This window comes from Nocardioides sp. BGA-UO-ETr-FS32 (assembly GCF_059567905.1).
Genome location: NZ_JCAQOX010000013.1, coordinates 140,965 through 156,958 on the forward strand (window position 1 = coordinate 140,965; position 15,994 = coordinate 156,958).

A 15,994-nucleotide genomic window follows, 5' to 3' on the forward strand; every position below is an offset into this window, starting at 1 on the left:
ACCGTGACGCTACGGCGTCACCAGCACGTGTTCCACGCGCCCCGCTGGCGGTCGCGGGCCTGACGGATCGCACGGACGTACGTGCTGTGGCGGGCGACGGGCGTGCCACCGAAGACGTAGGGCCTGGTGAAGCCGCTCCAGGCCTGTCGGTAGGACAGGTCCGCATAGCCGCCCTCGCGCTTCACGTAGCGCAGCAACCGGCCGTAGCGATCCTTCGCGGCCCGGGTCCGGTCCGAGACCAGGTGGACGGTCGATCCGACGGGCGCGAGCCGGCGCAGGTTGGCGGTCGCGTCGGCCGCGCCGCAGCGACCGCGCTCCGGGGTGTCGATGCCGAGCATGCGCACGGAGACATGGGCGCCGCTGCGCAGGCGGACCCGGAGCGTGTCGCCGTCGGTGACGCGCACGACGTTGCCGGTCTCGCGGTAGGTCTGCTGTCCCTGCTGCGTGGTGTTCGCGAACTGCTGCGGCGCGGTGCTGCCGCGGCCGATGCACGGGCACGGGTTGGACTCGCACGCCACACCGTCCCCGTCATCGTCGAGACGGTGCGATCGCCGGCGCCTGCCTGGAGGAAGAAGTTCTGCGCCGCGGCCTGGCTCGGGAAGTCGCCGCAGTCGCGGTCGGAGAAGGCCGCCGCGGGCGCCTGCGTCACGGTGGCGAGCCCCAGCGCGAAGACCAACGGTGCGACGACGGCGAGCGCGAGCGCGCGGATGAGCATGTTCATGGTGCGGTTCCCCCACGGAATCAAGATGTGCTGATGCCCCAAGGGTCACATCGGCGGGGCGGGCGCGTGGCAGAACGCGTCAAGTCACTCGTAGCGACGCGGCGGGGTCCAGTGGCTGCCGAACTCCTCGTTGAACGACTCGGGTTCGAAGGGGCTGTCGCCACCGGCGGGCAGGCTCGACATCTCACCGAACACGATGCGTCCGGGAAGGTCGTACAGGTCCACCCGCACGAAGTCGGTGTCCTGTCCGAGGCGCTGCGCCAGTTCCACCATCTCGTCGAGCCGGTCCGGGCGCGAGACCGGCGGCGTCGCCCAGGGGTGGCCACCGCTCAGTGGAACGTGCTTCCAGTCGGGGGTGAAGAAGTCCTGGGTACGCGTCTGGAAACGGCCACGGTCCACCTGCACGTAGCGGCACGTCCCGTGGAAGACGAAGAACTTGTAGTCGTCGGGCACTTCGCCGCCAGGGCCACCCAGGAACTCCTCCACGACGACCCGCCGAGGGACGTGCCCGTACGCCCACTCCCGGTTGGGTCCTTGGCCGTACAGCTGCGACAGCCACCCGTGCCCCAACGCGACGAGGTGCTCGACCGGTGCGTGCTCCGGCCTCACGTGGCTGTAGACCCAGCCGTGCTCGGGAGGCGGCAGACGGGCGTCGGCGGGAGCCGTCGGAGACACGATGACCGCGACTCCGCTGCCGTGGCTGGGCTTGACGACGTACGCCGTGGGCAGACGCACGTGCGCGAGCGCGGCGGGGTCGTCGAGCACGTGCAGCACCTGCGGGAGCACACCTTCTCCCACGATCGCGGCCACGTGATCGCGCACCGCGACCTTGTCGGCGAAGGTGACCATCAGCGCACGGTGGTCCCGCAGCATCTTGTAGCGAACCTTCTCGTTGAAGGTGCGTGGTCGACGGGTCCGCCACAAGCGCCGGAAACGCACCAACATGCTGCGTTGCCTCCACGGCAACCCACGTGCGACCACGGGCTGCTTCTCGCCCCATGAGGCGATCGCGGCGGCATCCTTCTCGGCACTTCCCCGGCCCGTCACGAGCGTCAATCAATCACGTCCGCTCGGAAAGTCCAGGGTCGACGGCTGCGGCGGTGGCCGTGTCGCGGACTGGTGGGCTGCGCCGACTTCCACGAGAAGGACGCCGCCGATGATGAGGGCGATGCCGGCCATCATGAGTGGGGTGAGGGGTTCTTGGAAGAGGGCCTTGGAGGCGATGGCGGTCAGGGCCACGCCGGAGGCCGCCCAGATGCCGTAGGCGACACCGAGGCCGAGGCCCTCGTCGAGTGTCAGGGTCAGGAAGGTGAAGGCGAGGAGGTAGCTGACGGCTACGGCGGCGTAGTAGGCGCGTTGGCCGGTCGCAGCCATGCGCAGGCAGATGGTGCCGATGACCTCGAAGATGATGGCTCCGGCCAGGAACAGCCACTGCATCAGAGGGCCTCTTGGGTGCGGGTGTGCTTGTGGGCCAGCTGGGAGCCGAGCTCGACGGTGAGGACGCCCGCAATGATGAGGACGATGCCGAGGCCCATGAGAGCGGTGAGGGCTTCGTCGAAGATGAGCGATGACATCACTGCGGTGGTGGCTACGCCGAGCGCAGCCCAGATGCCGTAGGCGACGCCGAGGGCCATGCCTTGGCGGAGGGCGAGCGCGAGGAGCGTGAAGGAGGCCGGGTAGCCGACGGCGACGACGATGTAGAGCGCTGGAAGGTCGAGTGCGCCTTTCAGGGACAGCGTGGCGGCGACCTCACACAGGATGGCTGCGGCGAGCAGTACCCACCTGTTCATGAGTTCTCCTGGCTGTCAGGCATGGCCCAGAGCCTAGGGGGCGGACGTCCTCTCATGCCGCGACCCGAGCATCCGCTCATGCCGATGTCAGTGCGCGGCCGCCTGGTCGGTCGAGGTCACTGCGGCCGCCACTGCGACGGTCAGTGAAGACCGGTTCGCTGAGTTCACCTGTGGAATGAGAGATCGGCCGCGAACACGGTCGGCGCCGTGAACGCGACGACCGTGGAGTACACCAGCGAGGGACACAGCCGAGTGCCGTCCCGATGGTCGCCACGCCGGGCTCCGTGGCGCTTTCGAGGCAAGGACCGGACAGCTGGCACGGGTAGGGCCTTGGACCTCGCGCCGTGCGGGTCAACGGCGCAGCTCGCAGGAGTCCAGCCGCTCCCCGTGCAGGCAGCGGTCGCGGCCCTCGCCGCCACAGAGGTGGTCCCGGCCCGGGCCTCCATCGAGGAGGTCGCGTCTCGAGGAGCCGTAGATCGTGTCGTCCCCTCCGCCGGCGAACGCCCGGCCGGCGATCGGCCAGCCGTCCATGGTGTCACCAAACGTCACCGTCTCGTCCCGCCACGTCCCATACCACTCGACCGGCTTCGGCCCGTGGATGCCGAGGAAGTAGCTCTCGATGGAGCTGAATCGCAAGCCGACGCCGATCTCGGTACGGACCGTGCCGACCCGGCCATCGACCACGACGCGGCCCCGTCGCGGTGCGGCTGCCCAGCGGAACACGGAGATGTGATCCCGGCCGGCCCCACCCCAGACCCGCACTCGGTCGGACGCCAGCGTCAGGCGGGGGCCGATGTTGTCATCGCCTGGGCCGCCAGCGAGGAGTGCCGAGCCGGCGGCGATGCCCCCCCACCATCCGGTGTTCAGAAAGTCATCTCCGGCGCCGCCGAAGGCGCGGGTCGCGACGCCCTCGTCGACGAAGAGGTCCTCATAGCCCTTCCCTCCGTGGAGCGTGTCGGTGCCGTAGCCGCCAGAGATCAAGTCGCCGCCCGCTCCGCCCTGGACGACGTCGTCGCCGGGGCTCGGGGGCACCTCAGGGCCGCAGGTTGTTGCCCAGTTGCAGGTCAGCTGATCAGCCCAGACGTCATCGTCGCCGCCCCGGGCAATCACGGTGTCGTCCCCACCACCGGCCGCGAGAGTGTCGCCGCTGTCGGTGCCGAGCAGGTGGTCGGCGTGCGCAGACCCTTCAACCTCGACCCGCCAGGGGCTCGGTGCGATGGTGTCCGTGCCCTCGCCCGTCGAGACGCCCGCTGCGAGGTCGACCCTGACCGGCCCCGTGGCGTTGCGGTAGGAGACCTGGTCGGTAGAGGACGAGCTCACTGGTCCACCCGAGAGCCCGGAGTGGTCTTGATCGGGGCCGAAGTCGATGAAGTCGTCGCCGGGGCCCGGCTCGATCCGGTCGCCGTAGTTCTGGCTGTTCAGTCCGCCGAACATCCGATCATCGCCCGGGCCGCCGAGCACCACATCGTGACCCCCGAGCGCACAGATCGTGTCGTTGCCATCGGCGCCGTCGATGGTGTCATGGGTGTCGGTGCCGACGATGACGTCGTCCCCCGGGGTGCCAGTGACGGGGACGCTCGCCGCGGTGTCCGGCGACGGCAGTGGTACGACGATCGTCGCGGCCTTGCCGTCGCACGTCTCCCCGGCCGCGGTGGCCGGAATCGTGGCGGCCGACGGAAATGTGGCTACGACGGCCAGGACGGTCGAGGCCAGCGTGCAGGTTCTGCTCATGATGGTGATCCCCCTCGCGTACCCGGTAGATCAACGCTAGGAGCGGCGCGCAGCCGCGGACCAGAGCCGAAAGACCCCGGAGGTGCAACCGGTTCCTGCCACTTCGGCGGGTCTTCAGGCTGTCGATTGGACCTGGCGTTCGCACGCCTACCGAACGGCGGACGCGAGGTCAGCCTCGTTGCGGCCCCATCCCCCTACAATTCGAAGCGTGCACCCTGCTGACGGTGACCGAATGAACGACCCGGCCCGCTGCTAGTCTCGGCGAACGCCAGGATCGGCCGCGATGAGCGCGCCCGCTCTTGCCCGTACTGCTAGTTCCAGGCAGGCGAGCCTGCGCTGATGCAGGTGCGGCGCAACGCGCGGTAGGCCCGGCCTTGAGCTCTCTGCAGACGCGGCGCCGCGCGGGATCGACGGTCAGCGCCGATGGCCGCGGCGGCTTCGGCCATCGGCCGAAGCACCTGTGCTGCGTCCGGGGCAGCAACATCGATCATCCCCTGCAGCTCCGAAGCGAGTGCGCGATTCTGCGCGGCATCGTCGAGGCTGCCTGAGCGGAAGGCGTCTTGCACGTGATTGCAGACGTGCAGGAGGTTGGCGGGGACTGCGGTGGCACCGGCCGACTCGGATTGTGTGGTCGCCAAGGATGGAGCGGACTTCGGGCCGGAGGCGGTCGACGGGTCGACCTGCTCGCAGCCAGTCAGTGCGAGCATGCCCGAAGCTATCGCTACGAGGAGGCATGAGAGTCGCCACTTGGTGTGCACGTCAGGAGTGTGGCCGCCGATGCGGACGGGCGCTTCTTAGACATCCGGACTTGGCGCGATCAGTGCGGTCGCTGTGATGCACCGGGTACGTCACAAGCGGCGCACAACTGAGCCGAAACGGCCGACGTGGGCTCAGCGCCATTGCCCGTGGCCAGCATCGCCAGGTGCCGAGGACAACACCACGTCACGTGAAGTAGAGGTCGACGCCGGGTGGCGCCTCGAGGATCTCCCGCGCGTGGTGGGGATCGATGCGCCGGGTGCCGCGGTGGTCGACGATGAAGGCCAGCCCGTGCGGGCTGAGCCAGACGTACCGGCCTTGGCCGCACTGACGGGATCGGTAGCCGGCGTGCGTCTTCCAGCGGTGTCGCCGGCCGAGGGGGCCGGAGTTCTGAGATCCGGTCTGCGGATGCTTCGGGTCGGGTGGCCCGGTGTCGTCGTAGGGGATGGGGTGGTCGTAGTCGAGGTGGCGGCTGGTCGAGGTGGCGGCTGGTCGAGGTGGCGAAGGGCCAGTAGTCGCCACCGGTCGTGAGGTAGACCTGCTCCTTGAGGGACTCGGGGTGCTCGTAGGCGGTGGTGCGCACCCGGGACGACAGGTCTCGCACGGGACGCACGGTGAGCCGGGTGCGGCCCAGCAGCCCGCACAGCGCGGACACCGAGGTCGGTCCGAGGCCCTCGACCCGAGCGACGGCATCGGCGCCGGCGAGTGCCGCCTCGTGGAGGTGGACGTGCAGCACGGCCTTGGGTGCGAGCGGGGTGAGGTCGAGGGAGCGCAGCGCGTCGAGCAGGTCGGCGGGGAACGCAGTCGCACGACTCCGCGGCTGGTCGGGCTCGGTGCCGGGAAGGGTGTCGTCGGTGTGCTCGAGGAGGAGCTGGAGGAGCTCGGCCGGGCGGGCGAGGTGGCCGAAGGCGATGGCGCGCAGCTCGTCGGTGCCGACGCCGGGGTGCGAGGGAGCAAGGATGTCGGCGACACGCTGGACGGTCGCCTCGACCCACACGGCGTCGCCGGCCTCGATGCGCGCGATGACGGTGCGCAGTCCGTACTCGTCGGTGCGGCCGGAGGTGACGTAGCGACGAGCCTTCTCCGCCTCGACACGCTCGTCGTGCAACGCCGGGTCGGCCTCGATGATCTTGCCCTCGGCGACGGCGAGCACCCGCCCGCCGGCCTCGTGGGCGATGATCCTGGCGACCGCGCTGTCGACGACGCCGACGCGGTTGGCGGGCAGGTGGCGCGTGAGCCGGGCGACCCGGCGGGCGATGAAGACCTCGGCCTCACCCGACCGCACGATCGCCCAGGTCGCCGGGAGCCGGTGCTGGAGGTCGAGCACGTCTGCCAGCGCGTTGGTGGTGGCGGTGACGCCGGTCCCGCGGGCGAGCGCGACCTCGCCGAGGCAGAAGTCCTGCACGCCCGGTGTGCCCTCGCCGCCGGGCTGGACCAGCACGTCACCGAGGCGCCGCGCCTGCGCGCCGTCAGGACCCTCCGTGGGGTCGGTGGAGTGGACCGCCGCCCACTGCGCGAGGACCTCGAGGTCGTGGACCTCGGCCAGCCGACGCTCCCTCACGGCGCCGCTCGCGGCGACCAGCAAGCCGGTCGCGTCGAGCTCGGAGAGGGTGCCGGTCATGTGTTCGATTCTAGATCTCGCCACCGACACTGACCCCGCGGCGGCGACGCGCGCGGGCCGTCAGGCTCTCCTTGTCGGAGTTGTGCGATCTTCACCATCAAGCGCCTGATCGTGCGGGATGCGCAGGGACTCACGGGCAAGAAGGTCGAGGTCTACTCGCTGCCCTACAGCCGCATCGACATGTGGTCCTCGGAGAACGCGGGCAAGCTGCTCGACTTCAATGCCGAGCTCGAGATGTGGACCCGAGCGGGACACATCAAGATCAAGCTGGACAAGAAGATCGACATCCGCCGGCTCGACAAGCTCATCGCCTGGGCCGTGCTCAACGCCTGAGTGCCGGGCGCGCGCCGTACGCGCCGGCTCAGCCGCCCTCTCGGCGGGTGCGCCACCCCTTCTTCGCAGCACGGCTGCGGCGACGCCGGGCCCGCTCGGCCTCCTCCACCAGACGCTCGGCCGCACGCTGCTCGCGTCGGACTGCGTTCTCCGCGCGACGTCGTTCGGCCTCGACCGCCGCAGGCGACCGGACCGGCCACACGTAAGGCAGGTCGTCGGGAACGTCGGGGAACAGCGGACGGTAGAACTCGGGATCCTTGCGGACGAGCGCCGACTGGTGGCTCCGGTGCAGGTCGGCGTCTCCCAGCCACGGCGGCAGCGCGCCGGCCTCCGCGAGCTCGGCCTGGCTGCGTACGACTGGGATGCCCGCCGTGCGCAGGTCGGCTGCGATCGTCGTGGCGCACGTGTCACCGAAGCCGAGCTCCAGCCAGACCTCGCAACAGGTGAAGCCGTAGCGACCGAGGGCCTCCTCGAAGCCGCGCCACATCAGGGTCGCCGGGTGGTTGGCCCACCCGTAGCCCGGAACCGTCAGGGCGCGCACGACCTGGATGGTCTCGACGCGCTGCTTCCCCAGCCGCTTGGGGTCGAGGGCACAGGCCGACGCCTCGAAGCCCGGGAAGGGGAGGAAGGTCTGCACCCCGTGAGGCTAGGCACGGGCGAGCCGCCTCCGCCCCACCCCGACGACCGGTCCGCGTGGCACGATCCGTCCCGTGGACGGATGCGTGTTCTGCCAGATCGTCGCCGGCGACGTGCCCGGGCACCTCGTGCTCGAGACCGACGACCTGGTCGCCTTCCTCGACACCCGCCCGGTCTTCAAGGGCCACGTCCTGCTGGTGACCCGCACCCACGTGGAGACGCTGCCCGACCTGCCCGCGGCGCTGCGCGACCCGTTCCTCGCCGCCGCGCAGCGGATCGCGACCGCGGTCAAGGACGGGCTCGGTGCCCAGGGGTCCTTCGTCGCGATCAACAACACGGTGAGCCAGTCCGTGCCGCACCTGCACCTGCACGTCGTGCCGCGCACCAAGGGCGACGGCCTGCGCGGCTTCTTCTGGCCGCGCACGAAGTACGCCGCCGGCGAGCCCGAGGCGTACGCCGAGCGCCTCCGTGCTGCGCTCGACGGCTAGGTCTGCCCGGCCTCCTCGCGCTCCTCCCCGGTGACGGCGGCACGCGGGCGTACGCGCTCGCGCCGCAACGGATGACCGGTCGCCGCGGCGGCGAGCAGGAGCGCCACGGCGCCGACGACCGCGCCGCCGAGGACGTCGACGAAGAAGTGCCAGCCCAGGTAGACCGTCGACACAGCCGTCAGCACCGCGAAGGTCCAGAGGGCGACCCGCACCCACGACGGCAGCCGCAGCACCTCCGCGACCAGGCAGGTCGTCACCGTGATGGCGACGTGCAGCGAGGCGAACGCGGCCACGGTCTGGACGGCCCGGGTGTCCCACGCGCCGGCGAGGACGTCGACGCGGTCCTGCAGCAGCCACTCCTGCACCCGGGTGTTGAAGGTGGGGGAGAGGTCGGCGAACTCCTGCGGACGGGAGTAGACCGGCCCCAGCGACGGCACGAGGTAGTAGACGGCGACACCGAGCAGCCAGTTGAAGGAGATGGCGGTGACGTAGAGCTCGCCCGCCAGCGAGCGCCGCGTCCACACGAGGGCGACCGCGAGGGCCGCCGGCACGAGGCCGATCCACAGCACGTAGACGCCCGACATCAGCCAGGCGGCCCACCCGGTGCCCAGCACCTCGTGCAGCACGGTGGCGGGGTCGTGACCGAGCCACAGGACGCGGTCCAGCCTCGCCAGCTCGGTGTCCCACAGGCGGTCGTTGACGAACGGCAGGTAGCCCTTGAGGTTGCGGAAGGCGACGTAGGCGACGTACCAGGCGAGGAGCCCGCTCAGGGTGAAGCGGACCTGCGCCCGGTCCCAGCGCTCGACCACCACCGACCGGAGGGCCGACAGCGCGCCCGACGCCGTGACCGGCCGCTCGCGACGCCGTAGCGCCAGCACCCATCGCGCGACGACGTCCAGCAGCACGGCGGTCAGCACGATGAGCGGCAGCCGCACCCACGTGGGGACCGAGACCCCGTCCGGGTCGCGCACCGGCAGGTCGTACGCCGTGGCGACGACCAGCGTCGCGACGGCCATCGCCGCCGCCACTGCTGCCGCACCTCGGAAGTCCCCCTGACCCATGCCCTCCACGCTAGCGTCGCGCGGCGGACCGGTCGCGCCCCTGCGGCGAATCTCCACAACTCTCGTGAGATCCTCCGAGGACAGCCAGTCACCGAGCCCGAGGAGCCGTTCACATGGGTCGCTACGACCGTCGCGTCGCCGTCATCACCGGAGCAGCACGAGGCATCGGCTTCGGCATCGCCCAGCGCCTGGCCAGTGAGGGCGCGTCGATCGCGATCCTCGACCTCGACGAGGCCGCCGCCCAGGAGGCCGCAGCGCGCCTCCAGCTCACCGACGGCGCGCGCGCGATCGGCGTCGGCTGCGACGTCGTGGACTCCGCCGCCGCCGAGGCCGCCGTCCAGCGGGTCGTCGAGGAGCTCGGCGGCATCCACGTGCTGGTCAACAACGCCGGCATCACCCGCGACAACCTGCTCTTCAAGATGACCGAGGAGGACTGGGACCTCGTCATGGGCGTCCACCTCAAGGGCGTCTTCAACATGACCAAGGCCGCGCAGTCGCGCTTCGTGGAGCAGAAGTACGGCAAGATCCTCAACCTCTCCAGCGTCTCCGCCCTCGGCAACCGCGGCCAGGCCAACTACTCCGCCGCCAAGATGGGCATCCAGGGCCTCACCCGCACGCTGGGCATCGAGCTCGGCCCGTTCGGCATCACCGCCAACGCCATCGCTCCGGGCTTCATCGTCACCGAGATGACCGACGCCACCGCCCGCCGCCTCAAGATGGAGCCCGACGAGCTCCAGCGGCTCAACGCCGAGGCCACCCCCGTGCGCCGCGTCGGGCAGCCCGAGGACATCGCCGCGGCCGCCGCCTTCCTGTGCAGCGACGAGGCGTCGTTCATCACCGGTCAGACGTTGTACGTCGACGGAGGCCGCAAGCTGGGCTGAGCCCCCGGCGCGGGTGGATCGACGTGATCCCGGCCACGGTCCCACGCTCGGGGCCGTGGCCGGCTTTGCGTCCGGGCGGGCCGTCTGTCACGTTGGACCGCGGTCGAGAGACCGATCCGTCCCGGTGTACGCCGAGTCCTGCCCGGCCGGGACGAACCCCCGAGTCACGAGGGCAGGAGTGGGGGACCCACAGGTTCCACGCCGACTCAGGTCGGCTCGGGGTGAAGCCGCGCACGTCTCGGAGTGTGCGGCGGGGCACCTTCCAGCCCTAACCCGACAGCTCACCCCACAGGCGTGGGAAAGGAACACACACCATGCCTGCGACCACTCGTACGGCGCGAGCCTGCGCGCTCGCCCTCGCCGGGCTCGGCCTCACCGCCTCGACGATGACGGCCCTGCCCGCCGCTGCCGCCGGAGACGGCGACACCGACCAGGTCACCACCACGACCAGCACGACCACGCAGAAGACCACGCAGAAGAAGCGGCTGAGCGCCAAGCGGCGCGTCGCCCAGCGCGTCCTCAGCGCCCGCGACGTCGCGATGCGGCAGCGCGGCGACGCGTACGCCTACGGCGCAGCCGGGCCGGACCGCTTCGACTGCTCCGGGCTGATCCGCTACGCCTACTCCCGGGCCGGGTTCGACGTGCCCCGTACGTCGAGCGCCCAGGCCGGGCACACCCGCCGTGTCACGAAGAAGGACATGCGCCCTGGCGACCTGATGTTCTTCGGCGGCAGTGGCGGCGTCTACCACGCCGGGATCTTCCTGCGCTGGTCGCGCGGGCACGCCGTGATGCTCCACGCGCCGGGCTCCGGCGAGCGGGTCCGTGTCTCCGTCCCGTGGACCTCGCAGTGGTTCGGCGGCACCCTGCGCCGGGCGTGAGCACCGCCGGCAGGCTCGGATTGGTGGGCGGTCCCGGCTGATCTACCCTGTGGCGCGCCTTCTCCGATGGGGGGAGGCGCGCCGCCACACTGCAAGGCAGAGACCCCCCGCTCGAACGGAGTACGCCCGTGCGTCACCGCCCTCACCTCCCGTCGTCCAAGGCAGTCGCCGCGACCCTCGTCGCGGCCTCGCTGCTGCTCGCCGGCTGCAGCGGAGGGGACGAGGGGGCGACGCCGGCCGAGGACGCACCGGCGGAGCCCACCGCGTCGGAGACGGCCGAGCCGCCCGAGCCGACCTACTGGCCCCTGACCGGCCTCGAGCGCACCGGCAAGGCGCCCAAGCACCCGGTGATCGTCACCAAGGTCGACAACACCTCCTCCAGCGCTCCGCAGGTCGGCCTCGGCTCGGCCGACCTGGTCGTCGAGGAGCTCGTCGAGGGCGGCTACACCCGCCTGGCGGCGTTCTACTACTCGAAGGTCCCGGCCAGCATCGGACCGGTGCGCTCGATGCGCGCCAGCGACATCGGCATCGTCCCCGACGGCGCGACCGTCGTGACCAGCGGCGCCGCCCCGGTCACCATCAAGCGCATCAACGGCGCCGGCATCCCGTGGATCACCGAGGGCGACGCCGGGGTCTACCGCGAGACCACGCGCTCGGCCCCCTACAACCTCTTCGCCCGCCTCGGCGACATCGCCAAGCAGCTCAAGGCCGAGGAGGAGCCGCCGCCCTACCTGCCGTGGGGCACGTCGGCCGACCTCCCCAAGGGCGGCAAGGCGCGCACCCTCACCGCCGACTTCGGCGCCCACTCGACCAGCTGGCAGTTCCAGAAGGGCGGCTACGTCAACACCGACTCCTACGCCGCCCAGGGCGACCAGTTCCCCGCCGACTCGGTCCTCGTGCTGCGGGTCAGGGTCGGCGACGCGGGCTACCGCGATCCCGCCGGCTACCCGGTGCCCGAGACCAAGCTCGAGGGCAAGGGCGCGGCGCTGCTCTTCCACGGCGGCCGCGTGATCCGCGGCACCTGGAGCAAGGACGGGCTGAAGGGCGCGATCGAGCTGTCGACCAAGAACGGCGAGCTCACCGTCCCGGCCGGGCGGGTGTGGATGGAGCTCGTGCCGGCGGCCAGCGGCAACGTCACCTTCGCGAAGTAGCCCCGGCCGTACGGGCGGGGTCGGGCGGCTCGGCGCCGTCCTCCAGCAGCCGCTGCAGCCCCGCCATGATGAAGCCGATCGCCGCCTCGACCCGCAGTGCCGCCGCGGAGGCGTCCTCGCTGACCGCGACGGACCCGCCTGCGGCCGACATGGCGCCGAAGAAGATCCGGGTGAAGGTGTCGAGCATGGCGTCGTCGAGGTCCCACTCGGTGTCGGTCAGGACCGCACGCACGATCTCGTCGACGATGGCGTACGTCGAGCGCTCCTCCTGCTCGCGGTAGCGCTCGTGGCCGAGCACCGAGGGGCCGTCGGAGATGACGATCTGCCGGTAGCCCGGCTCCTGCACCGCCTCGAGAAACGCGCGCAGCCCCGCCTGCGCCTTGAGCCAGGGGTCCTCGTGGCCCTCGGTCGCCTGCGCGATGCCGGAGGTCGCCCGCGACTCCACGCGCTCGAAGGCGGCCTCGAAGATCGCCTGCTTGCCGCTGAAGTGGTGGTAGAGCGCGCCCTTGGTGACGTCGGCGCCGGCCACGATCGCGTCGAGCGACGTGGCGGAGTAGCCGTGCTCGGTGAAGAGCCGTTCGGCCACGTCGACGAGCGCCTGCTTGGTCGAGTCGGAGAAGCGCTGCCGCCGGGTCCTCATGGCTCGCAGCCTAGGTGACCGGACTCACGACCGTGCGGTTTGAACGGGTCGTGCCCGGCTGGGCATACTGAGAGTACGTACTGTCGGTATGTACCCGAAGGAGACCGCCATGACCTGGACGTCCCACCACCGACGCGGAGACGTGCTCCGCGAGGTGATCCGTACCGCTGACACCCGGCTCGACGGCCGCCTGCCCATGGACGTGGACGGCGTCACCGACACCTTCGGTGACGAGCTCACCCTCCTCGGCGCGCTGCAGCTGCGCTGGCACACCCGCCTGGCCGGCCACATCGAGCGCGAGCTCGCCGACCAGCCCCTCGACCTCGGCAACGCCGTGGCCATCGCCTGGCTGAAGGCCGCCGGTGACATGCCGGGCATCCGGGCGGTCATCGACCGCCACGTCGCCCACCCGACGAGCCCCGAGATGGCCCGAGCGACCGCGGTCGCCACCGGCAAGGAGCACGAGCTGCTCGCCCTCATGGCCGGGCGCGCCAGCGCGCCGGGCGAGGCCGCGCAGCGGGTGGGCCGGGAGATCGAGCTCGCGGCGCGCGCGTCGTACGTCCCGGGGGTCGCGCCGCGGTCGGCCCCGGCGCCGTCGCTGGTGCAGCGGATCCGGTCGGTCCTCGCGGCCTGACCCGCGAGCCGCCCCCGCCTGTCATAGTGGAGCGCATGCAGCTGGCATCGGGGATGCTGCTGGTGGCGACACCGGCCCTGCAGGACCCCAACTTCGCGGACACGGTGGTGCTGCTGCTCGACGTCACCGAGGAGGGCGCCCTCGGCGTGGTCCTCAACCGTCCCTCCCAGGTGCTGGTCGCCGACGTCCTGGAGCCGTGGCGCGACGTGGTCGCCGAGCCGGAGGTGCTCTTCCGCGGCGGCCCGGTCGGCACCGACGGCGCGCTCGCCGTGGCGTCGCTGCGCGATCCGCAGGAGCCGCCGGTGGGGTGGCGCCCGGTCGCCGGACTGCTCGGCATGGTCGACCTCGACACCCCGACCGAGCTGGTCGACGGCTCGCTCAGCGCGATGCGGGTCTTCGCCGGCTATGCCGGCTGGGGCGCCGGGCAGCTCGACGGCGAGGTCGAGGAGGGCAGCTGGTACGTCGTCAGCGCCGAGGTGGGCGACGCGTTCCGCGGTGACCCGGACGGCCTGCGCCGCGACGTCATGCGACGCCAGCCCGGGATGCTCGCCTGGCACGTGAACCGGCCCGTCGATCCCGACCTGAACTGATCCGTCGGGTCGGCGGCAACCTTTCCCGCGGGGTCCGCGTCTCCTGTGTGCGCGCGACTGCGCGCGGGATCGGACAGCGCTGGGCGGGACGAGGGAGAGCAGGATGCGTGGAGGAGTGCGCGGCGGCACGGCGTGGCTGGCGGCGACGGCGTTGGTGGCCGGTCTGGCGGCGGTGACGACCGCCCCCGTGTCAGGAGCGTCCACGGCCGCATCGGCGAAGCCCGGTGGCTGCCCCGACGTGCGGGTGGTCTGGGCCGGGGGCCGTGCGAGGGACACGGTGGTCCGCGAGCTCAGGCGTGTGCCCGGTCAGCGCGTGTCGGTGACCGCGGTGGCACCGCCCTCGCGCGAGCTCACGGCCGACGACCTCGACGACATCCGCAGCCAGGGGCTGCGGCACCGACACTTCGCCGACTGGCGCGCCCACGCGCGGAGGGCGGTCCGTGCCGTGGTCCGCTCTGCACGGGCGTGCCCCGATGCCATCGTCGTCCTGGGCGGGCACTCCGAGGGCGCCGTCGCAGCGCGCGCGGCCGCCCGGCAGCTGGCCAAGAAGGGTCCGCGCTCGGCGCGCCGCCACGTCGGCGGCCTCTGGTTGCTCGGCGATCCGTTGCAGCAGGCGGCCGACGACGGCGCGCAGGGCGTCCTCGCCGGCCGCGGGCCCGCGGTACCGCGGTGGGTGAGCCGGAGTGGCATGCTCGTGCAGCGGTGCCAGTGGACTGATCCGGTCTGCGCCGGCATGCCGAGCAGCCCCGCCACGGACGACGACCTGTCGCAGCACTACGCCTATGGCGAGTACTCCTTCTACGGTGCTGCGGGGCGGCTTCCGGTCTCCGAGACGCTGAGGTGGCCGGCCATCCGCGGCGCCCAGGTCCGCGTCCCGCTCTTCCCCCGCAACCTGCGGGGCGCCCGGTTCAGGGCCATGCGCACGCCCCCGAAGGGCCTACGCCTCTCGGGCACCCACCTCGTCGGCAAGGCTCCGGCCGGCCGCACGGTGATCACGCTCGAGGTCCGGAGCAGGGTCGTCGCGCCGGCCGTTCGTCGCGTCGTCCGGGTCGTGCTGGACGCCGGGAAGCAGGCAGCCGCCCGAGGCACCGTCCTCGTCAGCCGCGGGGTCGAGGGACGGCCCGCCAACGGGGCCTCGTGGGCAGGTGACGTCTCCGGGGACGGCAGCGTCGTGGCGTACACCTCGACTGCGACAAACCTGGTGCGTGGTGACCGGTCGTCGGGGAAGCGGGACCGCGGCCGGGCGTACGCGTGGGACGCCGGGACCGGGCGGACGGAGCTGGTCAGCATCGACGCGGAAGGGCGGGCGATCAGCGGCTACGGCGTCCAGCTCTCGGACTCCGGCAGGTACGTGCTGTTCTACGACCCGTGGGGTGACCGCTGGCTGCGCGACCGTGTCGCCGGCACCTCGACGCGCGTCCCGGTCGGGGCCGGCGACCGAGCGACCCTGAGCCTGGACGGCAGGTCGGTGACCTTCGCCGACGGCGGCACCGCGCGGCGGTGGAACGCCGACACCGGCGCCGTCCTGGATCTCGGGGTGACAGGGTTCCAGGCCGCCTCGCCCAACGGCCGATACCTGGCGCTGGTGGAGAAGGACATCCTGCGGATCTGGGACACCGTTGCAGCGACGGTCGTCGCCAGCGGAGAGCTCCCCGCCGAGCCGTCGTACTGCTACAGCGCGGTCTCGAGCGTGTCCGACGACGGCCGGTACGTGGTGCACGACCGGTCCTGCGACCGCGACGGCGCCAGCAGGCCGCTCGAGGTGGCAGGCATGCGGCCGCTCGGCGACTGGGGTTACGACGCGTCGCTCGCGACGGCCTCGGGGGCCTTCGCCGTGACCGGCATCGACACGGTGACCCTGGGGCAGGCAGGGGGCGAGACGCGCCGCATCCTGGCCGGGCCACGACGCTATCCGGACTACTACGGCTATGAGGTCGACCTCACCGTCGACGAGGACGCCCCGGCGTCGGTCGCGGTGTCTCCGGAGGGCCGCGCGGTGGTCTTCACCGACGTGGGCTACGACATCGCACCCGGCGCGTACACCGACGTCGAGCAGGTCTATCTCTGGTCGGCCCGTTAGGCT

General features: G+C 71.7%; 19 protein-coding genes and 1 riboswitch. Of the genes, 9 read left to right on the forward strand and 10 right to left on the reverse strand.

Translation table 11 applies throughout. The features are described 5' to 3' along the window. Positions 1-17 precede the first annotated feature (17 nt). A complete protein-coding gene (locus AC57BS_RS05765; protein WP_496410492.1) occupies positions 18-518 on the reverse strand; it encodes a thermonuclease family protein in 501 nt (166 codons plus the stop codon). A gap of 24 nt (positions 519-542) precedes the next feature. Between AC57BS_RS05765 and AC57BS_RS05770 the strand changes: the two genes are divergently transcribed. Then, a complete protein-coding gene (locus AC57BS_RS05770) occupies positions 543-755 on the forward strand; it encodes a hypothetical protein (protein WP_496410493.1) in 213 nt (70 codons plus the stop codon). A gap of 50 nt (positions 756-805) precedes the next feature. On the opposite strand, the gene AC57BS_RS05775 is transcribed toward AC57BS_RS05770, so the two are convergent. The 6 genes from AC57BS_RS05775 to AC57BS_RS05800 form a co-directional block, all read right to left on the reverse strand. Next, positions 806-1,666 (reverse strand): ATP-grasp fold amidoligase family protein, encoded by an 861-nt coding sequence (locus tag AC57BS_RS05775; protein ID WP_496410494.1) that lies wholly within the window; start codon positions 1,664-1,666, stop codon positions 806-808. Between the two features lie 111 nt (positions 1,667-1,777). Beyond that, positions 1,778-2,158: a DMT family transporter gene (locus AC57BS_RS05780; RefSeq protein ID WP_496410495.1), complete on the reverse strand. Its 381-nt coding sequence runs from the start codon at positions 2,156-2,158 to the stop codon at positions 1,778-1,780. Further along, positions 2,158-2,511, reverse strand: a complete 354-nt coding sequence (locus AC57BS_RS05785; protein WP_496410496.1) for a DMT family transporter — start codon at positions 2,509-2,511, stop codon at positions 2,158-2,160. Before AC57BS_RS05785 ends, AC57BS_RS05780 begins: the two co-directional genes overlap by 1 nt. Positions 2,512-2,862: 351 nt before the next feature. Then, on the reverse strand, positions 2,863-4,242 hold the full coding sequence (locus AC57BS_RS05790; RefSeq protein ID WP_496410497.1) for a calcium-binding protein: 1,380 nt from the start codon (positions 4,240-4,242) through the stop codon (positions 2,863-2,865). A gap of 311 nt (positions 4,243-4,553) precedes the next feature. Next, complete coding sequence (locus tag AC57BS_RS05795) at positions 4,554-4,949, reverse strand: hypothetical protein (RefSeq protein ID WP_496410498.1); 396 nt, start codon at positions 4,947-4,949, stop codon at positions 4,554-4,556. Positions 4,950-5,059: 110 nt separating this feature from the next. Beyond that, positions 5,060-6,619, reverse strand: a complete 1,560-nt coding sequence (locus tag AC57BS_RS05800) for a hypothetical protein (protein ID WP_496410499.1) — start codon at positions 6,617-6,619, stop codon at positions 5,060-5,062. Positions 6,620-6,706: 87 nt separating this feature from the next. Between AC57BS_RS05800 and AC57BS_RS05805 the strand changes: the two genes are divergently transcribed. After that, positions 6,707-6,952: a PH domain-containing protein gene (locus AC57BS_RS05805; RefSeq protein WP_496411249.1), complete on the forward strand. Its 246-nt coding sequence runs from the start codon at positions 6,707-6,709 to the stop codon at positions 6,950-6,952. A 28-nt stretch (positions 6,953-6,980) separates the two neighbouring features. On the opposite strand, the gene AC57BS_RS05810 is transcribed toward AC57BS_RS05805, so the two are convergent. Then, positions 6,981-7,589: an MSMEG_6728 family protein gene (locus AC57BS_RS05810; protein WP_496410500.1), complete on the reverse strand. Its 609-nt coding sequence runs from the start codon at positions 7,587-7,589 to the stop codon at positions 6,981-6,983. A 73-nt stretch (positions 7,590-7,662) separates the two neighbouring features. On the opposite strand from AC57BS_RS05810, the gene AC57BS_RS05815 reads away from it, so the two are divergent. Further along, on the forward strand, positions 7,663-8,076 hold the full coding sequence (locus tag AC57BS_RS05815; RefSeq protein ID WP_496410501.1) for an HIT family protein: 414 nt from the start codon (positions 7,663-7,665) through the stop codon (positions 8,074-8,076). On the opposite strand, the gene AC57BS_RS05820 is transcribed toward AC57BS_RS05815, so the two are convergent. After that, positions 8,073-9,137 (reverse strand): phosphatase PAP2 family protein, encoded by a 1,065-nt coding sequence (locus AC57BS_RS05820; protein WP_496410502.1) that lies wholly within the window; start codon positions 9,135-9,137, stop codon positions 8,073-8,075. The genes AC57BS_RS05815 and AC57BS_RS05820 overlap by 4 nt on opposite strands. Positions 9,138-9,250: 113 nt before the next feature. Here AC57BS_RS05820 and AC57BS_RS05825 point away from each other — a divergent pair, with 113 nt between their 5' ends. From AC57BS_RS05825 to AC57BS_RS05835, 3 genes are all read left to right on the forward strand, one after another. Then, on the forward strand, positions 9,251-10,018 hold the full coding sequence (locus AC57BS_RS05825; protein ID WP_496410503.1) for an SDR family NAD(P)-dependent oxidoreductase: 768 nt from the start codon (positions 9,251-9,253) through the stop codon (positions 10,016-10,018). Between the two features lie 147 nt (positions 10,019-10,165). Continuing rightward, positions 10,166-10,328: riboswitch (cyclic di-AMP (ydaO/yuaA leader) on the forward strand. A gap of 4 nt (positions 10,329-10,332) precedes the next feature. After that, positions 10,333-10,896 (forward strand): C40 family peptidase, encoded by a 564-nt coding sequence (locus AC57BS_RS05830; protein ID WP_496410504.1) that lies wholly within the window; start codon positions 10,333-10,335, stop codon positions 10,894-10,896. A gap of 128 nt (positions 10,897-11,024) precedes the next feature. Next, complete coding sequence (locus tag AC57BS_RS05835) at positions 11,025-12,047, forward strand: DUF3048 domain-containing protein (protein WP_496410505.1); 1,023 nt, start codon at positions 11,025-11,027, stop codon at positions 12,045-12,047. Here the strand turns inward: AC57BS_RS05835 and AC57BS_RS05840 are convergent. Continuing rightward, positions 12,031-12,687, reverse strand: coding sequence for a TetR/AcrR family transcriptional regulator (locus tag AC57BS_RS05840; protein ID WP_496410506.1), 657 nt, complete (start codon positions 12,685-12,687; stop codon positions 12,031-12,033). The genes AC57BS_RS05835 and AC57BS_RS05840 overlap by 17 nt on opposite strands. A gap of 109 nt (positions 12,688-12,796) precedes the next feature. Here AC57BS_RS05840 and AC57BS_RS05845 point away from each other — a divergent pair, with 109 nt between their 5' ends. The 3 genes from AC57BS_RS05845 (at position 12,797) to AC57BS_RS05855 (ending at position 15,991) form a co-directional block, all read left to right on the forward strand. Continuing rightward, positions 12,797-13,321, forward strand: coding sequence for a hypothetical protein (locus AC57BS_RS05845; protein WP_496410507.1), 525 nt, complete (start codon positions 12,797-12,799; stop codon positions 13,319-13,321). 35 nt (positions 13,322-13,356) lie between these two features. Continuing rightward, a complete protein-coding gene (locus AC57BS_RS05850) occupies positions 13,357-13,911 on the forward strand; it encodes a YqgE/AlgH family protein (RefSeq protein WP_496410508.1) in 555 nt (184 codons plus the stop codon). A gap of 103 nt (positions 13,912-14,014) precedes the next feature. Further along, positions 14,015-15,991 carry a cutinase family protein gene (locus AC57BS_RS05855; protein WP_496410509.1) on the forward strand — a complete coding sequence of 659 codons (1,977 nt, stop codon included), beginning with the start codon at positions 14,015-14,017 and terminating at the stop codon, positions 15,989-15,991. The last annotated feature ends 3 nt before the right edge of the window (positions 15,992-15,994 follow it).

Coding starts and splice junctions, on each gene's coding strand:
- AC57BS_RS05775 (WP_496410494.1), bottom strand. CDS start 1,666: ATGTTGGTGCGTTTCCGGCGCTTGTGGCGGACCCGTCGACCACGCACC.
- AC57BS_RS05780 (WP_496410495.1), bottom strand. CDS start 2,158: ATGCAGTGGCTGTTCCTGGCCGGAGCCATCATCTTCGAGGTCATCGGC.
- AC57BS_RS05785 (WP_496410496.1), bottom strand. CDS start 2,511: ATGAACAGGTGGGTACTGCTCGCCGCAGCCATCCTGTGTGAGGTCGCC.
- AC57BS_RS05790 (WP_496410497.1), bottom strand. CDS start 4,242: ATGAGCAGAACCTGCACGCTGGCCTCGACCGTCCTGGCCGTCGTAGCC.
- AC57BS_RS05795 (WP_496410498.1), bottom strand. CDS start 4,949: ATGCTCGCACTGACTGGCTGCGAGCAGGTCGACCCGTCGACCGCCTCC.
- AC57BS_RS05800 (WP_496410499.1), bottom strand. CDS start 6,619: ATGACCGGCACCCTCTCCGAGCTCGACGCGACCGGCTTGCTGGTCGCC.
- AC57BS_RS05820 (WP_496410502.1), bottom strand. CDS start 9,137: ATGGGTCAGGGGGACTTCCGAGGTGCGGCAGCAGTGGCGGCGGCGATG.
- AC57BS_RS05825 (WP_496410503.1), top strand. CDS start 9,251: ATGGGTCGCTACGACCGTCGCGTCGCCGTCATCACCGGAGCAGCACGA.
- AC57BS_RS05830 (WP_496410504.1), top strand. CDS start 10,333: ATGCCTGCGACCACTCGTACGGCGCGAGCCTGCGCGCTCGCCCTCGCC.
- AC57BS_RS05840 (WP_496410506.1), bottom strand. CDS start 12,687: ATGAGGACCCGGCGGCAGCGCTTCTCCGACTCGACCAAGCAGGCGCTC.
- AC57BS_RS05845 (WP_496410507.1), top strand. CDS start 12,797: ATGACCTGGACGTCCCACCACCGACGCGGAGACGTGCTCCGCGAGGTG.
- AC57BS_RS05850 (WP_496410508.1), top strand. CDS start 13,357: ATGCAGCTGGCATCGGGGATGCTGCTGGTGGCGACACCGGCCCTGCAG.
- AC57BS_RS05855 (WP_496410509.1), top strand. CDS start 14,015: ATGCGTGGAGGAGTGCGCGGCGGCACGGCGTGGCTGGCGGCGACGGCG.